This is a genomic window from Ruminococcus sp. AF31-8BH (genome assembly GCF_003460605.1).
Lineage (GTDB): Bacteria > Bacillota > Clostridia > Lachnospirales > Lachnospiraceae > Blautia_A > Blautia_A acetigignens.
In genome coordinates this window covers 101,739-124,386 of the sequence record NZ_QTVN01000013.1, presented here as the reverse complement: position 1 = coordinate 124,386, position 22,648 = coordinate 101,739, and the positions used below count along the sequence as shown (strand labels likewise).

The 22,648-nt window shown below is 46.4% G+C and carries 19 protein-coding genes and 6 tRNA genes; 19 read left to right on the top strand and 6 right to left on the bottom strand.

All coding sequences use genetic code 11. From position 1 onward, the window contains the following. Positions 1 to 311 precede the first annotated feature (311 nt). Positions 312 to 1,724, top strand: a complete 1,413-nt coding sequence (locus DWZ38_RS16030) for an MATE family efflux transporter (RefSeq protein WP_021925672.1) — start codon at positions 312 to 314, stop codon at positions 1,722 to 1,724. Positions 1,725 to 1,851: 127 nt separating this feature from the next. Here the strand turns inward: DWZ38_RS16030 and DWZ38_RS16025 are convergent, their stop codons facing one another. Both DWZ38_RS16025 and DWZ38_RS16020 read right to left on the bottom strand, forming a co-directional pair. Further along, positions 1,852 to 2,814, bottom strand: coding sequence for a helix-turn-helix transcriptional regulator (locus DWZ38_RS16025; RefSeq protein WP_021925673.1), 963 nt, complete (start codon positions 2,812 to 2,814; stop codon positions 1,852 to 1,854). Then, on the bottom strand, positions 2,807 to 3,019 hold the full coding sequence (locus tag DWZ38_RS16020) for a TOBE domain-containing protein (protein WP_021925674.1): 213 nt from the start codon (positions 3,017 to 3,019) through the stop codon (positions 2,807 to 2,809). The genes DWZ38_RS16025 and DWZ38_RS16020 overlap by 8 nt, the downstream gene beginning before the upstream one ends. Positions 3,020 to 3,369: 350 nt before the next feature. On the opposite strand from DWZ38_RS16020, the gene modA reads away from it, so the two are divergent. The 3 genes from modA to DWZ38_RS16005 are packed head-to-tail and all read left to right on the top strand — an operon-like array spanning position 3,370 to position 6,003. After that, positions 3,370 to 4,254 carry a molybdate ABC transporter substrate-binding protein gene (modA, locus tag DWZ38_RS16015; protein ID WP_021925675.1) on the top strand — a complete coding sequence of 295 codons (885 nt, stop codon included), beginning with the start codon at positions 3,370 to 3,372 and terminating at the stop codon, positions 4,252 to 4,254. A 1-nt stretch (position 4,255) separates the two neighbouring features. Beyond that, entirely contained in the window at positions 4,256 to 4,951 is a 696-nt protein-coding gene (modB, locus tag DWZ38_RS16010) for a molybdate ABC transporter permease subunit (protein WP_117854137.1), read from the top strand. Next, positions 4,951 to 6,003 (top strand): ATP-binding cassette domain-containing protein, encoded by a 1,053-nt coding sequence (locus DWZ38_RS16005; RefSeq protein ID WP_021925677.1) that lies wholly within the window; start codon positions 4,951 to 4,953, stop codon positions 6,001 to 6,003. Before modB ends, DWZ38_RS16005 begins: the two co-directional genes overlap by 1 nt. 107 nt (positions 6,004 to 6,110) lie before the next feature. Here the strand turns inward: DWZ38_RS16005 and DWZ38_RS16000 are convergent. Both DWZ38_RS16000 and DWZ38_RS15995 read right to left on the bottom strand, forming a co-directional pair. Beyond that, a tRNA-Trp gene (locus DWZ38_RS16000) sits at positions 6,111 to 6,181 on the bottom strand. Positions 6,182 to 6,309: 128 nt separating this feature from the next. Continuing rightward, a tRNA-Ser gene (locus DWZ38_RS15995) sits at positions 6,310 to 6,397 on the bottom strand. A 185-nt stretch (positions 6,398 to 6,582) separates the two neighbouring features. On the opposite strand from DWZ38_RS15995, the gene epsC reads away from it, so the two are divergent. The 5 genes from epsC to DWZ38_RS15970 all read left to right on the top strand — a co-directional run bounded on the left by epsC (position 6,583) and on the right by DWZ38_RS15970 (position 8,074). After that, positions 6,583 to 7,509 (top strand): serine O-acetyltransferase EpsC, encoded by a 927-nt coding sequence (epsC, locus tag DWZ38_RS15990; protein WP_021925680.1) that lies wholly within the window; start codon positions 6,583 to 6,585, stop codon positions 7,507 to 7,509. Positions 7,510 to 7,739: 230 nt separating this feature from the next. Next, positions 7,740 to 7,810: transfer RNA gene (locus tag DWZ38_RS15985), tRNA-Gly, on the top strand. 3 nt (positions 7,811 to 7,813) lie between these two features. Next, a tRNA-Gly gene (locus DWZ38_RS15980) sits at positions 7,814 to 7,886 on the top strand. Positions 7,887 to 7,927: 41 nt separating this feature from the next. Continuing rightward, positions 7,928 to 7,998 (top strand) — tRNA-Gly (locus DWZ38_RS15975). A 3-nt stretch (positions 7,999 to 8,001) separates the two neighbouring features. Next, positions 8,002 to 8,074, top strand: a tRNA-Gly gene (locus DWZ38_RS15970). A gap of 148 nt (positions 8,075 to 8,222) precedes the next feature. On the opposite strand, the gene DWZ38_RS15965 is transcribed toward DWZ38_RS15970, so the two are convergent. Then, positions 8,223 to 8,438 (bottom strand): DUF378 domain-containing protein, encoded by a 216-nt coding sequence (locus tag DWZ38_RS15965; protein WP_021924950.1) that lies wholly within the window; start codon positions 8,436 to 8,438, stop codon positions 8,223 to 8,225. A gap of 115 nt (positions 8,439 to 8,553) precedes the next feature. Then, positions 8,554 to 9,657: a DUF5067 domain-containing protein gene (locus DWZ38_RS15960; protein WP_021924951.1), complete on the bottom strand. Its 1,104-nt coding sequence runs from the start codon at positions 9,655 to 9,657 to the stop codon at positions 8,554 to 8,556. Positions 9,658 to 9,806: 149 nt separating this feature from the next. Between DWZ38_RS15960 and DWZ38_RS15955 the strand changes: the two genes are divergently transcribed. The 10 genes from DWZ38_RS15955 (at position 9,807) to DWZ38_RS15915 (ending at position 22,586) form a co-directional block, all read left to right on the top strand. Continuing rightward, the gene (locus DWZ38_RS15955; protein ID WP_021924952.1) at positions 9,807 to 10,736 is read left to right on the top strand and encodes an alpha/beta fold hydrolase; all 930 of its coding nucleotides are present in this window, start codon (positions 9,807 to 9,809) and stop codon (positions 10,734 to 10,736) included. Between the two features lie 140 nt (positions 10,737 to 10,876). Continuing rightward, a complete protein-coding gene (locus DWZ38_RS22300) occupies positions 10,877 to 11,029 on the top strand; it encodes a hypothetical protein (RefSeq protein ID WP_021924953.1) in 153 nt (50 codons plus the stop codon). A 245-nt stretch (positions 11,030 to 11,274) separates the two neighbouring features. Then, on the top strand, positions 11,275 to 12,219 hold the full coding sequence (locus DWZ38_RS15950; protein ID WP_021924954.1) for an ABC transporter permease: 945 nt from the start codon (positions 11,275 to 11,277) through the stop codon (positions 12,217 to 12,219). Between the two features lie 2 nt (positions 12,220 to 12,221). Continuing rightward, the gene (locus DWZ38_RS15945; RefSeq protein ID WP_173766720.1) at positions 12,222 to 13,580 is read left to right on the top strand and encodes an ABC transporter permease; all 1,359 of its coding nucleotides are present in this window, start codon (positions 12,222 to 12,224) and stop codon (positions 13,578 to 13,580) included. A 15-nt stretch (positions 13,581 to 13,595) separates the two neighbouring features. Further along, complete coding sequence (locus DWZ38_RS15940) at positions 13,596 to 14,603, top strand: ABC transporter ATP-binding protein (RefSeq protein ID WP_021924956.1); 1,008 nt, start codon at positions 13,596 to 13,598, stop codon at positions 14,601 to 14,603. After that, complete coding sequence (locus tag DWZ38_RS15935; protein ID WP_021924957.1) at positions 14,603 to 15,613, top strand: oligopeptide/dipeptide ABC transporter ATP-binding protein; 1,011 nt, start codon at positions 14,603 to 14,605, stop codon at positions 15,611 to 15,613. Before DWZ38_RS15940 ends, DWZ38_RS15935 begins: the two co-directional genes overlap by 1 nt. 104 nt (positions 15,614 to 15,717) lie before the next feature. Next, positions 15,718 to 17,373, top strand: coding sequence for a peptide ABC transporter substrate-binding protein (locus DWZ38_RS15930; protein ID WP_021924958.1), 1,656 nt, complete (start codon positions 15,718 to 15,720; stop codon positions 17,371 to 17,373). Positions 17,374 to 17,584: 211 nt separating this feature from the next. Next, positions 17,585 to 19,114 carry a 4-alpha-glucanotransferase gene (malQ, locus tag DWZ38_RS15925; protein ID WP_021924959.1) on the top strand — a complete coding sequence of 510 codons (1,530 nt, stop codon included), beginning with the start codon at positions 17,585 to 17,587 and terminating at the stop codon, positions 19,112 to 19,114. Next, on the top strand, positions 19,111 to 20,844 hold the full coding sequence (locus tag DWZ38_RS15920) for an ABC transporter ATP-binding protein (protein ID WP_117854132.1): 1,734 nt from the start codon (positions 19,111 to 19,113) through the stop codon (positions 20,842 to 20,844). The genes malQ and DWZ38_RS15920 overlap by 4 nt, the downstream gene beginning before the upstream one ends. Further along, the gene (locus tag DWZ38_RS15915; RefSeq protein WP_021924961.1) at positions 20,844 to 22,586 is read left to right on the top strand and encodes an ABC transporter ATP-binding protein; all 1,743 of its coding nucleotides are present in this window, start codon (positions 20,844 to 20,846) and stop codon (positions 22,584 to 22,586) included. Before DWZ38_RS15920 ends, DWZ38_RS15915 begins: the two co-directional genes overlap by 1 nt. Positions 22,587 to 22,648: the final 62 nt, after the last annotated feature.

Below are 22,648 nucleotides of genomic sequence, written 5' to 3'. Positions count from 1 at the left end.
GGGTGAGGGCTTGACCTGAGTGCTAAGCACGAAGGTCGTTCCATCGAACGAAGAGAGATGGAACTTCCGATTTATTCGCAAGGTTGAGAAATGATTCGAGATAGATTCCAAAGAGGATACAGCATGTATGTAGTTTTGAAGGTACAGAACTTAAACGGTAGCCGATTGGTTATCGTTTTTTTTATGCAATAGAAAATTTCTCATTTTTTGCTTGCATTCTATTGAAATATGTAGTAACTTAGTACTTACTACGCTGTAGACAAGGAACAGATATTTTGTTCGAAAATGGAAGTGGAAGGGGAATTTGAAGAATGGAAAATACAGCAGGAAAGGTCAGTTTCCGCAAGAAATTTATAGGAGATAAGGCCTTTTATAAAATGGTACTTGCTATTGCAATACCTATTATGATACAGAATGGCATCACTAATTTTGTCAGTCTTCTGGACAATATTATGATCGGAAGAATCGGTACAGAGCAGATGTCGGGTGCTGCAATTGTGAATCAATTGTTGTTCGTGTATAATCTTTGCTTATTTGGCGGTGTATCAGGAGCAGGTATTTTTACAGCGCAGTATGCAGGTCAGAAGGATCACGAAGGTGTACGTCAGACCTTTCGCTATAAGCTGTGGCTGGTAATCATTCTTACAATTATCACAGTACTGCTTCTGATTTCATCCGGGGAAGCTCTGATCGGCATGTATCTGAAAGGGGAAGGAAGCGCAGCTGCATTAGAAGCTACCAGCAGATATGGTATGCAGTATCTCTGGATTATGCTTATCGGACTTCCGCCATTTATGATCAGTCAGGTATATTCCAGCACCCTTCGTGAGTGCGGAGAAACTGTACCGCCGATGAAAGCAGGCGTCACAGCTGTCCTTGTGAACCTGGTATTTAACTATCTTCTTATTTATGGTAAATTTGGTTTCCCGGAGCTGGGAGTAAGAGGGGCAGCAATTGCTACCGTTATATCCCGTTATGTGGAGGTAGCCATTGTCATTGTCTGGACGCATACCCATACAGACAGAATGCCATTTGCAAAGGGGCTGTACAGCACTTTGAAGGTACCAGCCAGCCTGACGAAGAAAATTCTGATAAAAGGTACCCCGCTTCTTCTGAACGAGACCTTGTGGGCGGCTGGCATGGCAATCCTGACACAGTGTTATTCTGTACGCGGATTGAATGTAGTAGCTGCTCAGAATATTGCCAATACCATTAACAATGTATTTAACGTGGTGTTTATTGCTCTTGGAGATTCGGTTGCCATTGTGGTGGGACAGCTTCTGGGGGCTGGAGATATGAAGAAAGCAAGGGATACGGATAATAAGATGATCGCATTTTCCGTTATGTGCTGTACGGGAGTTGCGATTGTGATGCTTGTGGTTGCGCCGTTTTTCCCAAGGCTTTATAAGACCAATCAGGATGCAAGAGAGCTGGCGAAATATTTCATTATGATCATGGCCATCTTTATGCCGCAGAATGCATTTCTCCATGCGGCTTATTTCACTCTGCGCTCCGGCGGCAAGACCATTATTACATTCCTGTTTGACAGTGTGTTCGTGTGGTGCGTCAGTGTGCCCATTGCGTACTGCCTCAGCCGATTTACAGGGCTTCATGTGCTGGCAGTATTTACCATGGTGCAGATCGGAGATATTCTGAAATGCATTGTTGGCTTCGTTCTGGTGAAAAAGGGCGTATGGATGCAGAATATTGTTTCCGGCCGTTAAACTGCCAAAAGACCTTTTGCCCCGAACATCATTTGTATTGGAAAATTCCATAATAAAAAATGCGTTTCATTTCAAAAACATTCGCTGCCAAAGAAATGAAACGCATTTTTGAATTTAAAGCAAAAGATTACAGGGAAAACAGTTCTCCTGTGCGGGTTACGTCGTATCCTGTCTGTCCCTGAAGGATGGTGCGAAAATCCTCAGAACGGACGATCTCCAGCAAAGCAGCAAATCCAGGCTGGGAAAGAGCATTTGTTTCCATAACAAGATACATGGGCAGTGTTTCCAGGGGAACAAAATCTAAAAGCCCGGACTGATGAGCCGCATATTCTTCCCCAAGGGCCGTGTCCGCTTTGTGATTAGCCACAGCTGCAGCTGTAGAAATGTCAGACACAAGCTCTGTGGAATAACCGGAAACACTGGCAGGGGAAATCTGGCTGCCAAGAAGGAAACGGTCCAGATAGATTCTGGGAGTGCTGCCTTTCTCACGGTTAGCAATGGTAATGTTTTTTCCAGAAAGGGCATTAAGGGATGTGATTCCCTTAGGGTTGCCGGATGGAACATAAAAGCCAATGGCATATTCATAAAGACAGATCACGGACAGTGCAGTGCCGGGAACCAGATGGCGGATATCTTCCAGATCCAGGCTGGCACAGGCAATATGGGCCTTTTTGAAATAAAGGGAATAAAGGCTGTTGTAGCTGTTCATAAAAGACTGAAGCACTGGAATTCCCTGTGGATGAATGGACATCTGGCTGACCAGAAGCTCCAGAGCCGGGGAAAACTGTCCGCACAGGATCAGTCCGCTGGAATGAAGCAGATAATCCCGCTTCAAAAGGGAGCTTTCTGGCGGAAATTCCGGAACCTGCAGGCTGGACATGGGGGAAATCCCGGAAGCAGAGGCTCCAGAATTCCCGGGATTTCCGGAATTGCTGTGCTCCAGATACTGGTTCAGCTGCTGTTCACTGATCCGCAGCTGCTTGCCAACCTTGGAGGAATATAATTCTCCCCGCTTGATCAGCTCATATACGGTTGTTTTTTTAATCTGAAGCCTGTCTGCGACTTCCTGGGCAGTATAAAGCTTATTCATCAATTCCCACCATTACGTTGGTAGCCTTGATTACGGCATAAGCATCGGAGCCTACCTCAAGTCCAAGCTCCTCTACAGCTGCGCAGGAGATGGTAGCTGTGATGATGTTTCCGCCGCCGATATCGATGGTGACGATGGAGTTTACAGCTCCCTTGCTAATATTGATAACTTTGCCTTTTAACTGATTGCGTGCGCTTAATTTCATAGTAAAAATCCTCTTTTCTTAAATAAAATCTGATTCAGAAGTAATCGCTGCGAAAGACAAAAAACAGCAGTTTTTCCATGCTTTCGCTGTCCTACTATGATAGCATGGAATGTGGGAAATAACAAGCTTTCGCTGTCCTACTATGATAGCATGGAATGTGGGAAATAACAAGCTTCGACACGATTCCAAACACGTTCTGGTTATAGGAAAATTTACAAAAAATATTTGCATGGATAAAAAGAATTTGTACAATTTGCAGGCGCAGGAATTGACATAGAAAAACAAATCAAGTATAATGGATAAAACGGAACAAAACTCAACAAAATGAAACGAAAATGGAGGAACGAGACATGAAAAAAAGAGTTTTTGCAGCACTGATGGCTGGTGTTATGGGAACTATGATGTTTGGTATCACTTTAGTATCTGCTGAGGCTGAGACTCCGGAGCTGAAAGGCGAGGTTTACGCGTTTATTGCAGCCAGCCTGAACAATGCCATGGAAGAGCTTCAGAAGAACTTCAATGAGACATATCCGGACGTTGAGATCCTTTACAATGCAGACAGCTCAGGCACACTGCAGACTCAGATTGAGGAAGGCGCACGCTGCGATATCTTCTTCTCCGCAGCACAGAAGCAGATGAATGCGCTGGTAGATGAAGGCCTTGCAGACAAGGATTCCGTTGTAGATCTTCTTGAAAACAAGGTAGTCCTGATCAAACCAAAGGATGGCGAGACTAAGGTAACAGGCTTTGAGAATATTACAGACGCTGCCAACCTTGCACTTGCAGGCGAGGATGTTCCGGTTGGACAGTATTCCCGTGAGATTTTTGACAATCTTGGAATTACAGACGAAGTAAACAAGATGGAGATCAACGAAGGCAAGAACGTGACTGAAGTACTTGCGGCTGTAAGTGAGGGAAGCAACGAGGTTGGTATCGTTTATGCCACTGACGCAGCTTCTGTAGCAGATTTCGTTGATATTATCGCAGAGGCACCGGCTGGAAGCCTTGAGACACCTGTACTTTATCCGGTAGGACTTGTAGAAGACCAGGAAGCAAGCGATGATGACAAGGCAGCTGCAGCAGCATTCCTTGAGTATCTTCAGTCTGATGAGGCTCTTGAAGTATTTGAGAAATACGGATTTGCAGCTTATGTAACAGATGAGAATGCTGATGATGCCCAGGCTGACGATGCCGCTGAAGAGACAGAAGAGGCAGCTGAGGATACAGCAGAATAATATGGGAGAATTTCTCAGTGAAATAAACTGGACCCCGTTATGGATTTCCATGAAAACAGGTGTGGTGGCAACCATAATCGCCTTTTTCCTGGGTGTATTCTGCGCAAGGAAGATCATGAAATTAAAACCAGGGGCCAGGGCTATTATGGACGGCATCCTGACTATGCCCCTTGTTCTTCCGCCTACTGTAGCGGGATTTTGTCTGCTTTTGCTTTTCAGCCTGAAAAGACCCTTTGGAAAATTTTTGCTTCAAAATTTTGATATCAAGGTAGTACAGACATGGACAGGCTGTGTGATCGCGGCTTCTGTGATCGCGTTTCCTTTGATGTACCGAAATGCCAGAGCTGCTTTCGAGCAGGTGGATGTGAACCTGATCTATGCAGGACGGACTCTGGGAATGAGTGAGAGCAGGATTTTCTGGAAGGTGATCATGCCTGCAGCAGGACCTGGAATCGCATCCGGTACCGTGCTGGCTTTTGCCCGTGCAATCGGAGAATACGGCGCTACCTCCATGCTTGCCGGCAACATTCTTGGAAAAACAAGGACAGTTTCAGTTGCCATCGCTTCAGAGACAGCAGCTGGAAACTTTGATATGGCTGGCTTTTGGGTTGTGGTAATTATATTGATCTCATTCCTGGTGGTTGCGGCAATCAATATTGTCTCCGGCAGAGGAATGCAGACCAGAAGGTGGATATAATGGCGATTGAACTTGATATTCAGAAAAATTTCAAAGGCTTTTCCCTGAATGTAAAGCTGAAGGGGCAGGACGGAACCATGGGAATCCTGGGAGCTTCCGGAAGCGGAAAGAGCATGACGCTTCGCAGTATTGCGGGAATTGAGACGCCGGATTCCGGGAAGATCGTGATAAATGGAAGAACGGTTTTTGACTCGGAGCAGAAGATCAATCTGCGTCCCCAGGAGAGACGGGTGGGATACCTGTTTCAGAATTATGCCCTTTTTCCTACAATGACAGTGGAGAAGAACATTGCCTGCGGATTCCGCGGGGACAAAAATGAAATGGCCGAGAAAGTGGCAGATTACATAAAACGTTATCATCTGGAGGGGCTTGAGAAGCATTTGCCGTCTCAGCTTTCCGGAGGTCAGCAGCAGAGAGTTGCCCTTGCGCGGATGATGATCGGGGAACCGGAGGTAATTCTTCTGGATGAGCCGTTTTCTGCGCTGGATGGTTATCTGAAAGATATTTTACAGAGGGATATGCAGAATTTCCTGAAGGACTATAAGGGTGACATGATCATGGTTACCCACAGCAGGGATGAGGCGTACAAGTTCTGCAGTCAGCTGACGCTGCTGCATAATGGCAAGGAGATCCTGACGGGAGAGACACGGCAGATCTTTGAGAAGCCACAGTATCTGGAGGCTGCTAAGCTTACCGGCTGCAAGAATTTTTCCGCTGTGCAGAAGATGGGACCGCATCAGGTGTATGCCCTTGACTGGGAGCTGATGTTTCATATCCAGGAGGAAGTTTCCGATGAGATCACCCATGTGGGAATACGCGGCCACTGGATGCGTCCTGCCAATGAGAGCGGGGAAAATGTAATGGCCGTGCAGGTGGAGGAATATATTGAGAATACATTTGAGCATCAGTATCTGATCCGCAATAAGGAAGCCGATGGAAGCACACCCCTTTGGTGGATGTGCCAGAAGAAAGATTTCCAGGAGAAAACAGAGGATCGGGTACCTGCGTATCTGTATTTTCCGCCGGAGCATCTCATGCTTCTTAAGAAATAAAAACGGGAAGAAATCGCAATGGTGGATTTCTTCCCATATTTTTTATGAATAGATAAAGCAAAAAGCCGGAAAACTTTGATTAGAAAGCTTTCCGACTTTTTGGAGAACAGGGGATGAGAGAATCGAACTCCCACCAAAGGTTTTGGAGACCCCTATCATACCATTTGACCAATCCCCTATGTTTTGCTTCTGTTGCAATTATACATACAAAAGGCACACTTGTCAAGATAAAATGTTAGATTTCGCGAAAATTTTTATAAAAGCGGTGTACCTGGCGGACAAAGTGCTGTGCATAATAGCAAAAAGCGGAGATGGAGGGATTTGAACCCTCGCATCGGTTGCCCGACCTACCGCATTTCGAGTGCGGACCCTTCAGCCACTTGGGTACATCTCCACGACATTTCTCATTATATCGGGGGATGGGAGAAAGGTCAATCCTTTTTTTATTATTGACGGGAAAACAATAGTGTAATATTATGGGAAGGTAACCATTTGTGGCAATCATGCCGGAAGAATCCGGCATACTATATAGAAAATAGGCGGGAGCATATCTGCTTTCGTGAAATAAGGAGAACAGTTATGAGTGATAAGAAGACATCCATAGAGAATGCAGTAGCCCGTCTGACTGCCAATTACCGCAAGGAAGAGCTGTTTCTGACAAAGAGTGGAAGACACCTTCCTGTCCGTGCGGCGATTATTGATATTGTGAAAGAGATGAGATCCGTTATTTTCCCGGGATATTTTGACATTGATTCCGGCGCGGCGGTTTTTCCAGAGCATTACACCGGATATCTGCTGAACGACCTGTTTGACCGTATGAAGGAGCAGATTGAGACTGCATTTCTCTATGTGGGCGAGGATACTGCCAGCGCATGCGGCAAGGCTGCCAGGGTAACAGCCAGCTTTTTTGAACAGCTGCCGGATGTGCAGGAAATGCTTCTGAAGGATGTGCAGGCAGGCTTTGACGGTGACCCGGCTGCCAAGAGCAGGGAAGAGATTATTTTCTCCTATCCGGGATTTCTGGCAATTTATGTGTATCGTCTGGCCCATATCCTTTATCTGGAGGAGGTGCCTTTTATTCCCAGAATCATGACAGAGTATGCACATGACCATACAGGAATCGATATCAACCCAGGTGCCACCATTGGAGAGTACTTCTTCATTGACCATGGAACCGGCGTGGTAATCGGTGAGACTACTACTATTGGAAATAATGTGAAGCTGTATCAGGGCGTGACTCTTGGTGCGCTTTCCACCAGAAAGGGACAGCAGCTGTCCGGTGTGAAGCGTCATCCTACTATTGAGGACAATGTGACCATTTATTCCAATTCTTCCGTGCTTGGCGGTGAGACTGTCATTGGAGAAAATACCATCATCGGCGGTAACACCTTCATTACAGAGTCCATCCCGGCGAACTCCAAGGTAAGCGCCAAGAGCCCGGAGCTTGTGATCAAGAAGCCGCGCACCTGCGTGGAGACTTCCAATGTGTGGGACTGGGAGAACTGATCTTGGCAAAATCGATTTGGAAAGTGATAAATGAGAGCCAGAGCCTTTTTCAAACACACTTTAGGGTGTAGGAGCAGGGGTCTGGCTCTTCTGGAAATCCCCTAAAAACAGTTCTATTGCGTCAATCTTAGAAACAAAAGAAAAAATTTGAAAAAATTTCAAAAAAGTTATTGACAAATCCGTCCACATCGGATATACTAAGCTTCGTTGTGACGGACAAGCACAAATGTGCGGGTGTAGTTCAATGGTAGAACACCAGCCTTCCAAGCTGGATACGTGGGTTCGATTCCCATCACCCGCTTATGCGATAGTGGCGTAGTTGGTAACGCGCGACCTTGCCAAGGTCGAGACCGCGGGTTCGAGCCCCGTCTATCGCTCTTCTGACGAAAGTCAGGCAGGCACATTTGAATACAGATGTGCGGGTGTAGTTCAATGGTAGAACACCAGCCTTCCAAGCTGGATACGTGGGTTCGATTCCCATCACCCGCTTGTGCGATAGTGGCGTAGTTGGTAACGCGCGACCTTGCCAAGGTCGAGACCGCGGGTTCGAGCCCCGTCTATCGCTCTTGAGAAACCAGGACATATTGCTCCTGGTTTTTTGTTTATAATAGGAAAACAGCCTGCGCTTTGGGATTCGATCCGCGAAGTGCAGGCTGCTTTTGCATATTCATAAGATGAAAGAGTGTTTTGAAAAAAGACTATGTTGCCTGGGTTTATGCGTCTGCCTCGTCTGCGCAGATGATTCCATAGAAGCTGAGCAGATACAGGCCGCTAAGTCCCACCAGTGCATAGATAATTCTGGAAATCCAGCTCATGCTTCCAAAGATTAGGGCCACCAGATTGAAATTAAAGAATCCGATCAGTCCCCAGTTGATTGCACCGATTATGGTAAGCGTCAGACAAAAACATCTCAAAAATTTATTTCCCATAAGTCACCATCCTTTCGTATCCATAGTGTCTCTTCTTTTTCGCAAAATATGCATAAAAAATACGCGAAAATCCAGTTAAAAGATTTTCGCGCATTTTAAAAGTAAAAAGCAGTTTTTACTGCAGGTTCAGGGTCTGCACCGCTGTTACACTGGTGTCCAGTCCAAAAGCGTCCACAGCCTGTAAGGTAACCGGACTCATATCCTTCAGGGAAAAGGCCTGGCATACATTCACGGTCTCCCCTGGCTGGATCTCTTTCATAAAGGCATCGATGGCGCTGTCGCTGTTTGCCGGAATGGCGGCCTCAAGAGAAGCACCGTTCTGGTAAGCGGTCAGGTTCACATCCACCATGGCACTGGAAGCACCGGAACCGTTGTTGGTGTAGTCGTAGTAAACAAGAAGACAGGGTTCACCGCCGAAGTCTGTGGAGACTACATTTCTGGTATAGTGAATGGAAAAACGTTCATTTGAAAGATCAATGGTGCCGTCTGAAGCAGCAGGCGCCTGGGCATTTTCTGAAGAAGAGCCATCTGCCTCTTCAGAAGAAGCGCTTAAGGTCTGGCTGATTTCGTCTTCCACGCTTTTGAAGTTTGCGGACATGATCTTTACAGTCTCATCATCCAGGGAAGTGACCTTCCACTGGCCGTCTACCTTGATCATAGGATAAGTGATATCAGCCTCGCTGAATTTATCCTCCAGACTGTCTGATTTTTCCATTAAGATCGCGGCAAGCTTTTCCTGTGTCTCCTGCTCTGTGAGGCTTTCGCCGGAAAAGGCGCTGGACACGATCTGACGAAGAAATTCTGTGACCGTTTCCCTGTAAATATCAGAGCCGTCGATATAACGGATGCGTGCTGTCACATCGGCTGTTCCATTCTGGAAGCTAAAGCTGGTCTTAGTGATGGACCAGGTCATTTTGGCATTGATGGACTTGAAAAAGCTTTCGTATGCAGCATTTGTCACATCTGCATTGTCAAGAGCAGACAGATCGGCGCTTTGAAGGTGGGACTGCATGGCGTTAAGATCAAGGGACTGGATCGCGGTAAGGTATGTCTCCAGTTCTTTGGCTGGCTGACTTCGCTCGTAGAAATAGTATCCCACGCCTGCTCCGATCACAAGGATAAGGGCAAGCAGAATCAGGACGCGCCCAATCTTGCCCTTTTTTTTCTTTTTACGGGGAACGGACTGCTCATCCGGGGTATTTAATTGTGGCTCTCTCATGTTTCCTCCTTTTCGTTGCTGGAATTGCTTCCATTATAGTATACGAAAAGATTTGTGTCAAAGCATTTGTCCAAAGGAGGGCATGTCAAAATAGTGGAAAAACAGGGGCGTCCATGTTATACTAAGAAAAAAAGAAAGGCGGAAAAACTATGAGTGCAAAATACGAAGCTTATATAGAATCCGAGGCGGACGGCCTTGATATTTCCGTTCTGGCAGTGGTTCCGGACGAGACGCCTTACCGGGGAATCCTGCAGCTTGTTCACGGCATGAGCGAATACAAGGAGCGTTATCTTCCATTTATGGAATACATGGCAAAGAGAGGCTATGTATGCGTGATCCACGACCACAGAGGCCATGGGAAAAGCGTCCGCGCCATGGATGACCTTGGTTATATGTATGGCGGCGGTGCAGATGCCATTCTGAAGGATATTGAGGTGGTGAACCGGGAAATGCACCAGCAGCTTCCGGATCTTCCCTTGATCCTGTTCGGTCACAGCATGGGTTCCCTGGCAGTCAGGGCTTTTGCAAGGGATCATGATGACTGCATGGATATGCTGATCATCTGCGGTTCCCCAAGCAAAAATACAGCAAGGCCATTAGGGGTGGCACTGGCCCATGCGGAGAGCACTGTTTTCGGCCCGACTCACAGAAGCCATGTGATCGAGGCCTTGTCCTTTGGCGGAAATGTAATGCGTTTTCGTAAGGACCAGAACTGTACCTCCTGGATCTGTGCCAATAAGGCAGCAGCACAGGAGTATTCCGATTCTGAGCTGTGCGGCTTTACTTTCACAGACGATGGCTACCTGGCACTTTTCGAGCTGATGAAGCGAGCCTACGATGTGAAGCACTGGCACTGCACAAAGCCGAAAATGCCTGTGCTTTTTGTAAGCGGCGCAGACGATCCCTGTATGATCAATGTGCGCCATTTCGCAAAAGCAGTGCAAGATATGCGCCACGCAGGTTATCTGGACGTAAAAGGCAAGCTCTATCCGGGCATGCGCCACGAGATCCTCAATGAGACTGATAAGAAACGGGTTTATCACGATATTGCATTCTACATAAGGAAAAAAGGCTTCTGATAAGAAGAGCACCTGTTCAGAAGCGTTAAGGAATGGGAGAAAACAGAAAATCAATGTTTTGCATAGAAAAATCCATTTGGAGCATAATGAGGATATAAGAGGCAACGACGAAAGAGGTTTATTGGAAAATGGAGATTTCTATGAGAAAAAGAGGCTGGATTTTGCTGCTTGTCCTGCTGTGCGTGGCTTTTCTGATCAGCTGCGGCAAGGATACAGAGCCGGATGAGGCAAAAGGTGAACTGGTGAGAACGGAACAGGAAGGGTACCCTATGGTGCTCTTCCTTTTTTACTGACAAAAACAGAAAAATTTTCGAAAATGCTTCTGCCAGATTGCAATATGTGCCTAAAAAACTTATGGCAGTGCCGCGTAAGCGTACTACAAACTTAAAAAATTACAATATCACCCTGTTAAAGTTTAAAAAGTTACTTGCCTAAAGCGAACGAAGATGCTATAATTTTTTTCATATCTTATTAAAAATGAATCCTGGTCAGAAATTAAAGAAGGAAAGATTTCAACCAGGTGAATTAAGGAGGAAAAATGGGAAAGTACTTTGTAAAAAGACTGGGAATGGCAATCCTGACGATCTTTCTGGTAGCCTGTCTGACATTCCTGCTGATGAATGCTGTACCGGGAAGCCCATGGCTCAGTGAAAAGACACCTTCTGAAACCACACTTGCAGCACTGAATGCCAAATACGGACTGGACAAGCCAGTTTATGTACAGCTGTTTATGTATCTGAAAAATATTCTTCACGGTGATTTCGGCGTATCTCTTAAGATGCAGAAGAACCGTGCAGTTCTTGACATTATTGTGGATATGTTTCCGGTATCTGCCAAGGTAGGTGCGCTTGCGCTCCTCTGGGCGATCCTGGTAGGCGTACCTCTTGGATGTCTTGCAGCATTTAAGCGCGGCAAGCTTACAGACAGTATCCTTCGCGTGATCTGTACACTTGGAATTTCCATGCCAAGCTTTGTTGTGGCATCTGTTCTTCTGGTTACACTTACTGGAAACAATGCACTGAATCTGTTTCCGTCTATTTTTGACCCGTCACAGGGATGGCGCGCCTATGTGCTGCCCTGCTTTGCGCTTGGATTTTATCCGATGTGCTACACAGCCCGCCAGACACGTTCTGCCATGCTGGATTCTTTAAGCCAGGAGTACATTAAGACAGCCCGTGCCAAGGGTCTGAAAAATAAAAAGATCATTTTCAAGCATGCCCTGAGAAATGCCCTGATTCCGGTTATTACATACTTAGGACCGCAGGTAGCCTTCACTCTTTGCGGCGGTTTCGTTGTAGAGAGCGTTTTCTCTATCCCGGGACTTGGACGTTACTTTGTACAGTCCATTCAGAACCGTGACTATCCGGTTATTATGGGAACCACTATTTTCCTGGCAGCATTTATTATTCTGATGAACCTGGTTGTAGACCTCCTCTATAAGGTAGCTGACCCGAGAATCAGCCTTACGAAAGGAGGAGAATGATCGTGACAGAAGATAAGAAAATCAAGAAATGTCCGGTTAGTCTTCAGCCGGATATTGAGAATCTCCTTCAGGATCTGACGCCGGATGATTTTGCATCTGCTTCCAGACAGGAGAAGGATGATTTCATTCAGGACCGCCAGAGCGTATCCTACTGGAAGGATGCCTGGAGAAGACTGAAAAAGAATGCAGTAGCTATGGTTGCACTTGGTGTGATCGTGTTCCTGTTTTTATTTGCTTTTGTGGGACCTCTTCTGATTCCCTATGGATATGATGAGTTTAACAAGGGTGCTGAGAATCTTTACCCATATCACTATACTTTAGAAGATCAGCAGCGTGTGAATGATGAGATTGCCGCAAGAACTCAGTCTGATGTGGTCGATGTAGATGAGATGATCGCACAGGCGAAGGCTGAAGCAGAGAAAAAAGGTGAGAAATTTACAAAGAAGGACGAAGCCGTTATCCGTGCGAAGGCAAAAGTTGCTGCAAAGCCGGCAGATTCTTCTTCTGAAGATCAGAGCGTAGATGAGGATTCCGTCCGTAAGGAGCTTGGAATTAAAAAGCATATTTTCGGCTATTCTCAGGCTGAGCTTGAGCGTAAAGCAAATGGGGAAAACGTATTTCCTCATGTATTTGGTACTGATATGTATGGCCGTGACATTCTGGTCCGTGTTATGTATGGCGCCAGAGTTTCCATGTCCGTTGGTGTGTTTGCCGCTATTCTTGTACTTGTGATCGGTGCTCTTTACGGAGCAATTTCTGGTTATTGCGGTGGTAAGGTTGACGCAGTAATGCAGCGTATTGTAGAGCTTATTTATGCGGTTCCTGAGATGCTTGTTGTTCTTTTGATTGCCACTGCACTGAAGCCGATTCTTACTGACTATGTAAACTCTGCAGGAACCAGTCCTTTGAAATCCTTTGTTAATGTTCTTGGACCTAATCTGATTTCCATGTTCATTGCCTTTGGTCTTCTGTACTGGGTAACCATGAGCCGCATTATCCGCGGTCAGGTGCTTCAGCTGAAGCAGCAGGAATATGTAACCGCAGCCAGAGCACTTGGCGCATCGGGCGGCAGAATCATTCGTCGCCATCTGCTTCCAAACTGTATCGGACAGATCGTTGTTACTACCTGCCTGCAGATTCCTTCTGCTATTTTCCTGGAGTCCTTCTTATCCTATCTTGGTGTTGGTGTCTCTGCACCGCTTCCAAGCCTTGGCTCCATGGCAACAGATGCATTAAGTGGTATGTACACCTATACTTACAGATTGATTGTGCCTTCTGTGATCCTGAGCATTATGATTCTTGCCTTTAATTTATTTGGCGACGGTCTTCGCGATGCTCTTGATCCGAAGCTGAAGAAATAAGAGAGGAGGAGAAAAATGTCTGAACAGAAAAATAAATTATTGGAAGTAAAAGACCTGAAAGTCTCCTTCTTTACTCCGGCAGGAGAAGTAAAGGCTGTTGGTGGTATTTCTTATGATCTTGATTATGGCGAAGTTATGGGCGTGGTTGGAGAATCTGGTTCTGGAAAGAGCCAGGAAGCATATTCTATTATGGGGCTTCTTCAGTCACCAGGTAAGGTAATCGGAGGATCTATCACCTTCGAGGGAAAGGATGTCCTTTCTTTTTCAAAAGATGAAATGACTGCATTTCGCGGAAATAAAGTAGCGATGATTTTTCAGAATCCAATGACCTGCCTGAATCCGGTTTACACGATTGGAAACCAGCTGGTTGAGGCTCTTCGTGCCCATGATAAAAAAATCAGTGCAGAAGAAGCACAGAAGCGTGCCATGGAAATGATGGAGCTGGTAGGAATCAACAATGTAGAGAAGCGTATGAAGCAGTATCCTCATGAGTTTTCCGGCGGTATGCGTCAGCGTGTAATGATTGCTATGGGACTGATCTGTCATCCGCAGCTGCTGATCGCAGATGAGCCTACCACAGCACTTGATGTTACCATTCAGGCTCAGATCCTGGATCTGATGAAGAATCTTCAGAAGAAAACAGGAATGGGAATAATTTTTATTACGCACAATCTTGGCGTTGTTGCAGACATCTGTGATAAGGTATCGGTAATGTATGCAGGTAAGATTGTAGAGCAGGGGCCTGTGGATGATATTTTCTATAAGCCTGCTCATCCATATACAAAAGGTCTTCTTCGTTCTATGCCTCGTGTTGATGCCGAGAGCTATGAACGTCTGATTCCTATTGAGGGAACACCAGTTGATATGCTGAATCCACCGGAGGGATGTCCGTTCGCTCCCCGCTGTGAGCACTGCATGAAGATCTGTCTGAAAAAAATGCCTCCTTACGTGGAAGTGGGCGAGAAACATCGTTCTGCCTGCTGGCTTCGTGTTCAGGAGCTTATGAACAAGGAGGGGAAATAATGGCAGAAGAAAAGAAACTTCTTGAAATTCAGAATTTACGAAAATATTTTCCGATAAATGGTGCAAAGGGACCGGTGGTACAGGCCGTACAGGATGTTTCACTTTTTATCAATAAAGGAGAAACACTTGGTCTTGTAGGAGAATCCGGATGTGGAAAAACGACACTTGGAAGAACGATTCTTCGGTTGTATGAGCCTACCGGAGGAAAAATTATTTATGATGGAGAGACCATATACGATAATCCACTTGATAAAGACGGCAAACCTCTTGGAAAAGCAAAAGCAGTAAAAATGCTTCCATACAGAAGAAAAATGCAGATTATTTTTCAGGATCCGTCTGCTTCTCTTGACCCACGTATGACTGTCGGCGAGATTATCGGAGAAGCAATTGATATTCACAAGCTTGCCTCCAGCAAAAAAGATCGTGCAGATATGATCAAGGAGCTTCTGGCACAGGTTGGACTAAACACAGAGCACGCAAATCGTTATCCCCATGAGTTTTCCGGTGGCCAGCAGCAGAGGGTTGGTATTGCCCGTGCACTTGCAGTAAAACCGGAATTCATTGTATGCGATGAACCGATTTCTGCGCTGGATGTTTCGATTCAGTCACAGGTGGTAAACATGCTTGAGGATATGCAGGAGCAAATGGGCTTGACCTATCTGTTTATTGCACATGATCTTTCCGTTGTCCGTCATATTTCAAACAGAATTGGTGTTATGTATCTTGGTTCCCTTGTGGAGCTTGGAGAAAGCTATGAGCTAAACAGACATCCGATTCATCCTTATACGCAAACACTGCTTTCTGCGGTTCCGGTACCGGATCCAAAGCTTAGCAGAACCCGAAAACGTATTATTCTGGAAGGGGATGTACCAAGTCCTATGAATCCGCCAAGCGGATGCAGCTTCCATACCAGGTGTCCTTATGCTACCGAAAAGTGTAGCCGGGAGACTCCTGTATTCAAGGAACATGAGCCGGGTCACTGGGCTGCATGTCATCTGCTGGATAAGTAAATCATAATTTTGGTATTAGGTTTTCCATAAAGGAGAACTGCTTAATACATGCGTCGGTTCTCATTTCTCATGCGGCGCGAAAAAGCAAAAAAGGAGGAAATGTAATGAGAAGAAAATTTATGTCTATGGCACTTACAGCAGCTATGGTAATAAGCATGGCTGCAACACCGGTATTCGCTGAGGATACAGCAGCTGACGAAGGATTTAACCTGAATCTTTGCATTGCATCTGAACCACAGACTATTGACCCGGCACTGAACTCTGCTGTTGATGGAGCAATTATGTGCAACCATATGTTTGAGGGCCTTGTTAAATGGGTAAATGATGGTGAAGGAAATGCCATTACAGCTCCTGGACAGGCTGAGTCCTGGGAAAAGACAGAGAACGAGGACGGTACTGTAACTTACACAGTTAAGCTTCGTGATGGAATTAAGTGGTCTGATGGACAGGATGTAACAGCTGGTGATTTTGTTTATGCATGGCAGCGTCTTGCAAATCCTGAAACAGCAGCAGATTACTGCTATATGATCGATATGGTTCAGGGATATGACGCAGTTGCTGACGGAAGTGCAACACCGGATACCCTTGGAATTAAAGCAGTTGATGATAAGACTCTTGAGATTAATCTTACCTATGACTGCCCATACTTTGAAGAAATCATGGCATTCCCGGCAACCTTCCCGGTTCGTCAGGACATGGTTGAGGGAAGTGACAACTGGACATTTGATCCAAGCACCTATATTGGCAATGGACCTTACAAAATGACAGAGTGGTCTCATAACGCTTACATTTCCATGGAGAAAAATGAGAACTACTACGATTATGACAATCTTGGACCGGATACCATCAAGTTTACTCTTCTTGATGATAACAATGCTATGCTTAAAGGCTACAACAACGGAGAGCTTGACTTCATCGAAAACCTTCCTGTAGATGAAATCCCGACATATCTTGCTTCCGGAGAGCTTGAGATTGGAGACTATCTTGGAACATATTATGTATGCTTCAATACAGAGGATGAGGTATTTTCTGACCCGAATATCCGCAAAGCATTCTCACTTGTAATTGACCGTAACTACATTGTAGAGAACGTTTCCCAGGCTGGTGAGGTTCCGGCTGACGGATATGTTCCGAACGGTGTAAACGATGCAGCTGGTCCTGGAAGTGATGATTTCCGTACAGTAGGCGGCTCTTACTACAGCATTTCCGAGGAGGATTATGAGAAAAACTGTGAAGAAGCCCGTCAGCTTCTTGCAGATGCCGGATATCCAAACGGCGAAGGCTTCCCAACTGTAGAGTATCTGTACAACACAGCTGATAACCACAAGAAGATCGGTGAGGCTCTTCAGAACATGTGGCAGACAGAGCTTGGCGTAACTGTTAATCTGAACAACCAGGACTGGAATGTATTCCTTCAGAACAGAAAAGATGGAAACTTCCAGATTGCACGTAACGGTTGGATTGCAGACTACAATGATCCTTGCTCCTTCCTGGATATGTGGTACACAGACGGTGGAAACAACGACGCTCAGTACTCCAACCCGGACTATGATGCAGCTATCGATGCAGCAAAAGCTACCTCCGATCCGGCAGAGCGTATGAAAGCATTCCACGAAGCAGAGGATATCCTTATTGGACAGGACAGCGTACTTGCTCCGATCTACTTCTATACACAGCCATACATGCTCAATCCGGATATTGACGGTATGTACTACACACCACTTGGATACTTCTTCTTCGGTTATACAACCAAGAAATAATCCAGGGAAAATATAAGGTTTTACGCATACGTAAAATACAGCAGGCATTCGGGAATTTTCCGGATGCCTGCGATTTTTTGCAGATGAGGCATCCGTTTTTGGGAAAGTGTGTTATCAATCCGGGTTTATTTATATTGACCGGGGATGCATGGAAGCTGTATAATAAACAGATAATGGTTATTGTAAAAACAGTAACAGACAGGAGGAACACATGATGAGAGCCAGCGGTATTTTGTTGCCGATATCCAGCATCCCTTCCAACTACGGAATTGGATGCTTTTCTAAAGAAGCGTACGCTTTTGTAGATCAGCTTGCAGAAGCAGGACAGAAATTCTGGCAGATTCTGCCACTTGGACCTACCGGATATGGAGATTCCCCGTATCAGTCCTTTTCCACATTTGCAGGAAACCCTTACTTTATTGACCTGGAGGAGTTTATCCAGAGAGATCTTCTGACAGCACAGGAGTGCGCGCAGTGCGACTGGGGCGGAAGTCTTAGCTATGTGGATTATGAGAAAATCTACCATTCCAGATTTGCCCTTCTTCGCAAGGCCTATCACCGTTTTTACCAGATGGATACAAAGAAGAAAGAGCTTGAGCTGCTCCGTGAGGAGATGGAAGCTTTTGAGAAGGAGCAGGGCTTCTGGCTGGAGGATTACTGCCTGTATATGGCAGTGAAGGACAGCCTGGAGGGCATTTCCTGGAATGAATGGCCGGAAGAGCTTAAGACCAGGAAGCCGGAGGCACTGGCAAAGGCAAGACAGGTGCTGAGGGAGGATATCAGCTTTTATGCATTCCAGCAGTTCTGGTTCTACCGCCAGTGGAGCCAGCTGAAAAAATATGCCAATGACAGGGATATCCGGATCATTGGAGACCTGCCCATTTACGTTGCCTTTGACGGCGCAGATGCATGGGCAAACCCGGATCTGTTCCAGTTTGATGAGGACGCTGCGCCGGTAGCTGTGGCAGGATGCCCGCCGGATGCTTTTTCCGCAACCGGACAGCTGTGGGGCAATCCCCTTTATAACTGGGATTACCATAAGAAAACAGGCTATAAGTGGTGGATTCTTCGCATGTCCCATTGTATGAAGCTGTACGATAAGGTGCGTATCGACCATTTCCGCGGCTTTGATGAGTACTGGGCAGTTCCTTATAAGGATGAGACTGCTGAGAATGGAAAGTGGGAGAAAGGACCGGGAATTGAACTGTTTAAGGTTCTGGAGCAGAATATTTCCAATCTGGATGTGATCGCAGAGGATCTTGGCTTCCTTACCGATACGGTAAGAGAGCTTCTTGCAGATTCCGGCTACCCGGGCATGAAGGTGCTGCAGTTTGCCTTTGACGAGAGCGGGGAAAGCGTTTATCTGCCTTTCCGTTATGAGAGCAACTGCATTGTCTATACAGGAACCCATGACAATGAGACCACCAAAGGCTGGCTGGAAGGACTTTCCAAGTCCAATCTGGATTATGTGAAACGGTACATTGCATGCGAGAATAAGGATGCAGATGCGTGCGTCTGGGGACTGATCCGTGCTGCCCAGTCAAGTGTGGCTGAGCTTTGCGTGATCCCGCTGCAGGATTATCTCTGCCTTGGAAATGAGGCAAGAATGAACACGCCTTCTACTTTAGGCGATAACTGGAAATGGCGTCTCAGAAGAGGACAGCTGACCGATGAGGTAATCGGGCAGATCAAAGCCATGACCAAATTATACGGAAGAACTCAGGAGTATAAGAAGAAATGAAAAGGCTGATTCGATTTTTGAAGGGCTATGAGAAGGAGAGCTTTCTGGCACCTTTGTTTAAAATGCTGGAGGCTACCTTTGAGCTGATCGTGCCTCTGGTTGTTGCAAATATTATGGATATCGGTATTAAGAACCAGGATAATGCCTATATCTGGCATCAGTGCGTGATCATGGTACTGCTTGGCGTGATCGGACTTGTGTGTGCGCTTACGGCCCAGTATTTTTCCGCGAAGGCTGCCATGGGATTTAGTACGGCCCTTCGTAAGGAAATGTTTGCCCATATCAGCAAGCTTTCCTACAGGGAATTAGACCAGCTTGGAACCCCGACCCTTGTGACCAGGATCACCAATGACGTAAACCAGGCACAGACAGGTGTCAACATGGTGCTTCGTCTGTTCCTTCGCTCCCCCTTTATTGTTGTGGGTGCGGTGATCATGTCCTTTACCATTGACTGGAAGATCGGACTGATCTTTTTGATCGCAGTGCCGCTGATCTCGGTTGTGATTTATGCGATTATGCGAACCACCGTTCCCATTTACAAAAAGGCACAGTCCTCCCTGGACCGCATTTCCCTGATCACCAGAGAGAACCATGTAGGTGCCAGAGTGGTGCGTGCTTTTGGAAGACAGCAGGAAGAGTATAAGGAATTTTCCCAGGTAAATGATGATTACACCAAGGTTCAGGTGACAGCAGGTAAAATTTCCGCGCTTTTAAATCCTGCAACTACTGTAATCATGAACTTTGCCATTATCGGAATCCTGTGGTATGGAAGCAAGGAGGTTTCCATCGGTACCCTGACACAGGGTGAGGTGGTTGCCCTTGTAAACTATATGAACCAGATCCTGATCGCTCTGATCGCACTTGCCAACCTGATCGTGGCAGTTACCAAGGCTATGGCTTCTGGCGTGCGTCTTAACGAGGTTCTGGATACACAGCCGTCTCTTACAGATGAGGGCAGCAGCACGCAGCAGGAGAAGGCGAAAGCAGACAGAGTTGCATTTGAGGATGTAAGCTTTACCTATGCAGGCAGCAAGGAGCCTGCACTTTCCCATATTTCCTTTACTGCAAAGCCGGGTGAGACCATCGGTATCATCGGAGGTACCGGATGCGGAAAGTCCACACTTGTGAACCTGATCCCCCGTTTTTATGATGCGTCTGAAGGAAGTGTGGTAATTGACGGAAATAATGCAAAAGAATATCCATTTTCCCAGCTTCGTAAAAAAGTGGGAATGGTGCCGCAGCAGGCAGTTCTGTTTAAGGGAACCATCCGCGACAATATGAAATGGGGCAAAGAGGATGCCACAGAGGAAGAAATCCAGCGTGCCCTTTCCATTGCACAGGCAAGTGATTTTGTAAACAGCAAGCCGGAGGGGCTGAACACTATGGTAAGCCAGGGCGGCGCCAATTTATCCGGCGGCCAGCGCCAGCGTCTTACCATTGCAAGAGCACTGGTGGGAGATCCTGAGATCCTGATCATGGATGACAGTGCTTCTGCCCTTGATTTTGCTACAGATGCAGCCCTTCGTCATGCTATTCACCAGCAGACCAAGGGAATGACCGTATTTATTGTTTCCCAGAGAGCAACCTCCATCAAACAGGCAGACAAGATCCTGGTTCTGGATGATGGGGAGCTGGTAGGCGTGGGAACGCACAAAGAACTTATGGAATCCTGTGAGGTTTACAGAGAAATTTGTCTGTCACAGCTTTCCGAGCAGGAGGTGAACCGCTGATGGGAAAGAATAAAGATACCATGAAAAGGGTGTTGAAGTTTATCAGCCCTTACAAAGCAAAGATCATTATTATGCTTCTGACAGCGCTTGTCACAGTTGGTTTTACTTTGTATACACCGATTCTGATTGGTAATGGAGTGGATAATATTGTTGGTCCGGGAAATGTAAATGTGGCAGGACTTCTGAAGGTTCTTGGCACGCTTGCGGTGATTGTTATAGGAAATGCAGTTTCCCAGTGGGTGATGAACCTTCTGACCAACCAGGTCACCTACAGCGTGGTACAGGATGTAAGAAGCCAGGCATTTGCCCATCTTCAGGAGGTTCCGGTATCTTATATCGATGCCAACCAGCCGGGAGATATTTTGAGCCGTATCGTGTCTGATGTCAGCCAGTTTTCCGACGGACTTCTTATGGGATTTACCCAGTTGTTTACCGGTGTGCTGACGATTTTTGGAACCATTGGATTTATGCTTTCCATCAGTGTGAAGATCGCGGTGATCGTTATTTTGCTTACCCCGATTTCCCTGTTTGTGGCAAGCTTTATTGCGGGCAGAACCTTCCGCATGTTCCAGGAGCAGTCTGAGAAAAGAGCCGAGATGACTTCCATTGTGGAGGAGCTTGTGGGAAATCAGAAGATCGTGCAGGCTTTTTCCTATGAGGAGAGAGCGAATGAGCGTTTCGGCAAGGTGAATGAGGAGCTTCGGGTCTGCGGTATTAAGGCAATCTTTTTCTCCTCGATCACCAACCCGTCCACACGTTTTGTGAATGGTCTGGTTTATACGGCAGTTGGAATTTTCGGTGCGTTTACCGTTATCAGGGGCGGCATGACAGTGGGACAGCTTACCAGCTTCCTGAACTATGCCAACCAGTATACCAAGCCGTTTAATGAGATTTCAGGCGTTGTTACGGAGCTGGAGAATGCCCTTGCCTGTGCCAAGAGACTGTTTGACTTTATTGATACTCCGGTACAGGAGCCGGATGCGCCGGGTGCTGTGGAGCTGAAAAAAGCAGACGGAAGAGTGAATGTGGAGAATATTTCTTTCTCCTACAGAAAAGAGGTTCCGCTTCTTACTGATATTTCTATTGATGTAAAGCCGGGACAGAGAATTGCCATTGTAGGACCTACCGGATGCGGTAAGACGACTATGATCAACCTGTTGATGCGTTTCTACGATGTGGATCAGGGACAGATCCTGGTCAGCGGACATCCGGTAAAGGAGCTGACCCGTGACAGCTTGAGAAGAAACTTTGGTATGGTGCTTCAGGAGACCTGGCTGAAGGCTGGAACCATCCGTGAGAACATTGCTTACGGCAAGCCGGATGCTACTCTTGAGGAGGTAATGGAGGCTGCCAGGCATGCCCATGCCCACAGCTTTATCAAGCGTATGCCAAATGGCTACGATACAGTGATCTCTGAGGGCGGCGGAAATATTTCCCAGGGACAAAAGCAGCTTTTATGTATTGCAAGGGTTATGCTGATGCATCCTGCAATGCTGATCCTGGATGAGGCGACTTCTTCTATTGATACCCGTACAGAGGTGAAAGTCCAGAAGGCTTTTGCAGAGCTGATGGAGGGAAGAACCAGCTTTATTGTTGCCCATCGTCTCTCTACCATTCAGGAGGCTGACCTGATCCTGGTTATGAAGGATGGAAATATTATTGAGCAGGGCAAGCATGAGGAACTGTTAGCGAAGAAGGGCTTCTATGCGAACCTGTATGAGAGCCAGTTTGCAGTGTCCTAATATGAGAGTGCGGTGATTTGTCTGGCAGATCATCAAATTTCGAACAGATGGTATCTGCAAAA

Coding starts and splice junctions, on each gene's coding strand:
- DWZ38_RS16030 (WP_021925672.1), top strand. CDS start 312: ATGGAAAATACAGCAGGAAAGGTCAGTTTCCGCAAGAAATTTATAGGA.
- DWZ38_RS16025 (WP_021925673.1), bottom strand. CDS start 2,814: ATGAATAAGCTTTATACTGCCCAGGAAGTCGCAGACAGGCTTCAGATT.
- DWZ38_RS16020 (WP_021925674.1), bottom strand. CDS start 3,019: ATGAAATTAAGCGCACGCAATCAGTTAAAAGGCAAAGTTATCAATATT.
- modA (WP_021925675.1), top strand. CDS start 3,370: ATGAAAAAAAGAGTTTTTGCAGCACTGATGGCTGGTGTTATGGGAACT.
- modB (WP_117854137.1), top strand. CDS start 4,256: ATGGGAGAATTTCTCAGTGAAATAAACTGGACCCCGTTATGGATTTCC.
- DWZ38_RS16005 (WP_021925677.1), top strand. CDS start 4,951: ATGGCGATTGAACTTGATATTCAGAAAAATTTCAAAGGCTTTTCCCTG.
- epsC (WP_021925680.1), top strand. CDS start 6,583: ATGAGTGATAAGAAGACATCCATAGAGAATGCAGTAGCCCGTCTGACT.
- DWZ38_RS15965 (WP_021924950.1), bottom strand. CDS start 8,438: ATGGGAAATAAATTTTTGAGATGTTTTTGTCTGACGCTTACCATAATC.
- DWZ38_RS15960 (WP_021924951.1), bottom strand. CDS start 9,657: ATGAGAGAGCCACAATTAAATACCCCGGATGAGCAGTCCGTTCCCCGT.
- DWZ38_RS15955 (WP_021924952.1), top strand. CDS start 9,807: ATGAGTGCAAAATACGAAGCTTATATAGAATCCGAGGCGGACGGCCTT.
- DWZ38_RS22300 (WP_021924953.1), top strand. CDS start 10,877: ATGAGAAAAAGAGGCTGGATTTTGCTGCTTGTCCTGCTGTGCGTGGCT.
- DWZ38_RS15950 (WP_021924954.1), top strand. CDS start 11,275: ATGGGAAAGTACTTTGTAAAAAGACTGGGAATGGCAATCCTGACGATC.
- DWZ38_RS15940 (WP_021924956.1), top strand. CDS start 13,596: ATGTCTGAACAGAAAAATAAATTATTGGAAGTAAAAGACCTGAAAGTC.
- DWZ38_RS15935 (WP_021924957.1), top strand. CDS start 14,603: ATGGCAGAAGAAAAGAAACTTCTTGAAATTCAGAATTTACGAAAATAT.
- DWZ38_RS15930 (WP_021924958.1), top strand. CDS start 15,718: ATGAGAAGAAAATTTATGTCTATGGCACTTACAGCAGCTATGGTAATA.
- malQ (WP_021924959.1), top strand. CDS start 17,585: ATGATGAGAGCCAGCGGTATTTTGTTGCCGATATCCAGCATCCCTTCC.
- DWZ38_RS15920 (WP_117854132.1), top strand. CDS start 19,111: ATGAAAAGGCTGATTCGATTTTTGAAGGGCTATGAGAAGGAGAGCTTT.
- DWZ38_RS15915 (WP_021924961.1), top strand. CDS start 20,844: ATGGGAAAGAATAAAGATACCATGAAAAGGGTGTTGAAGTTTATCAGC.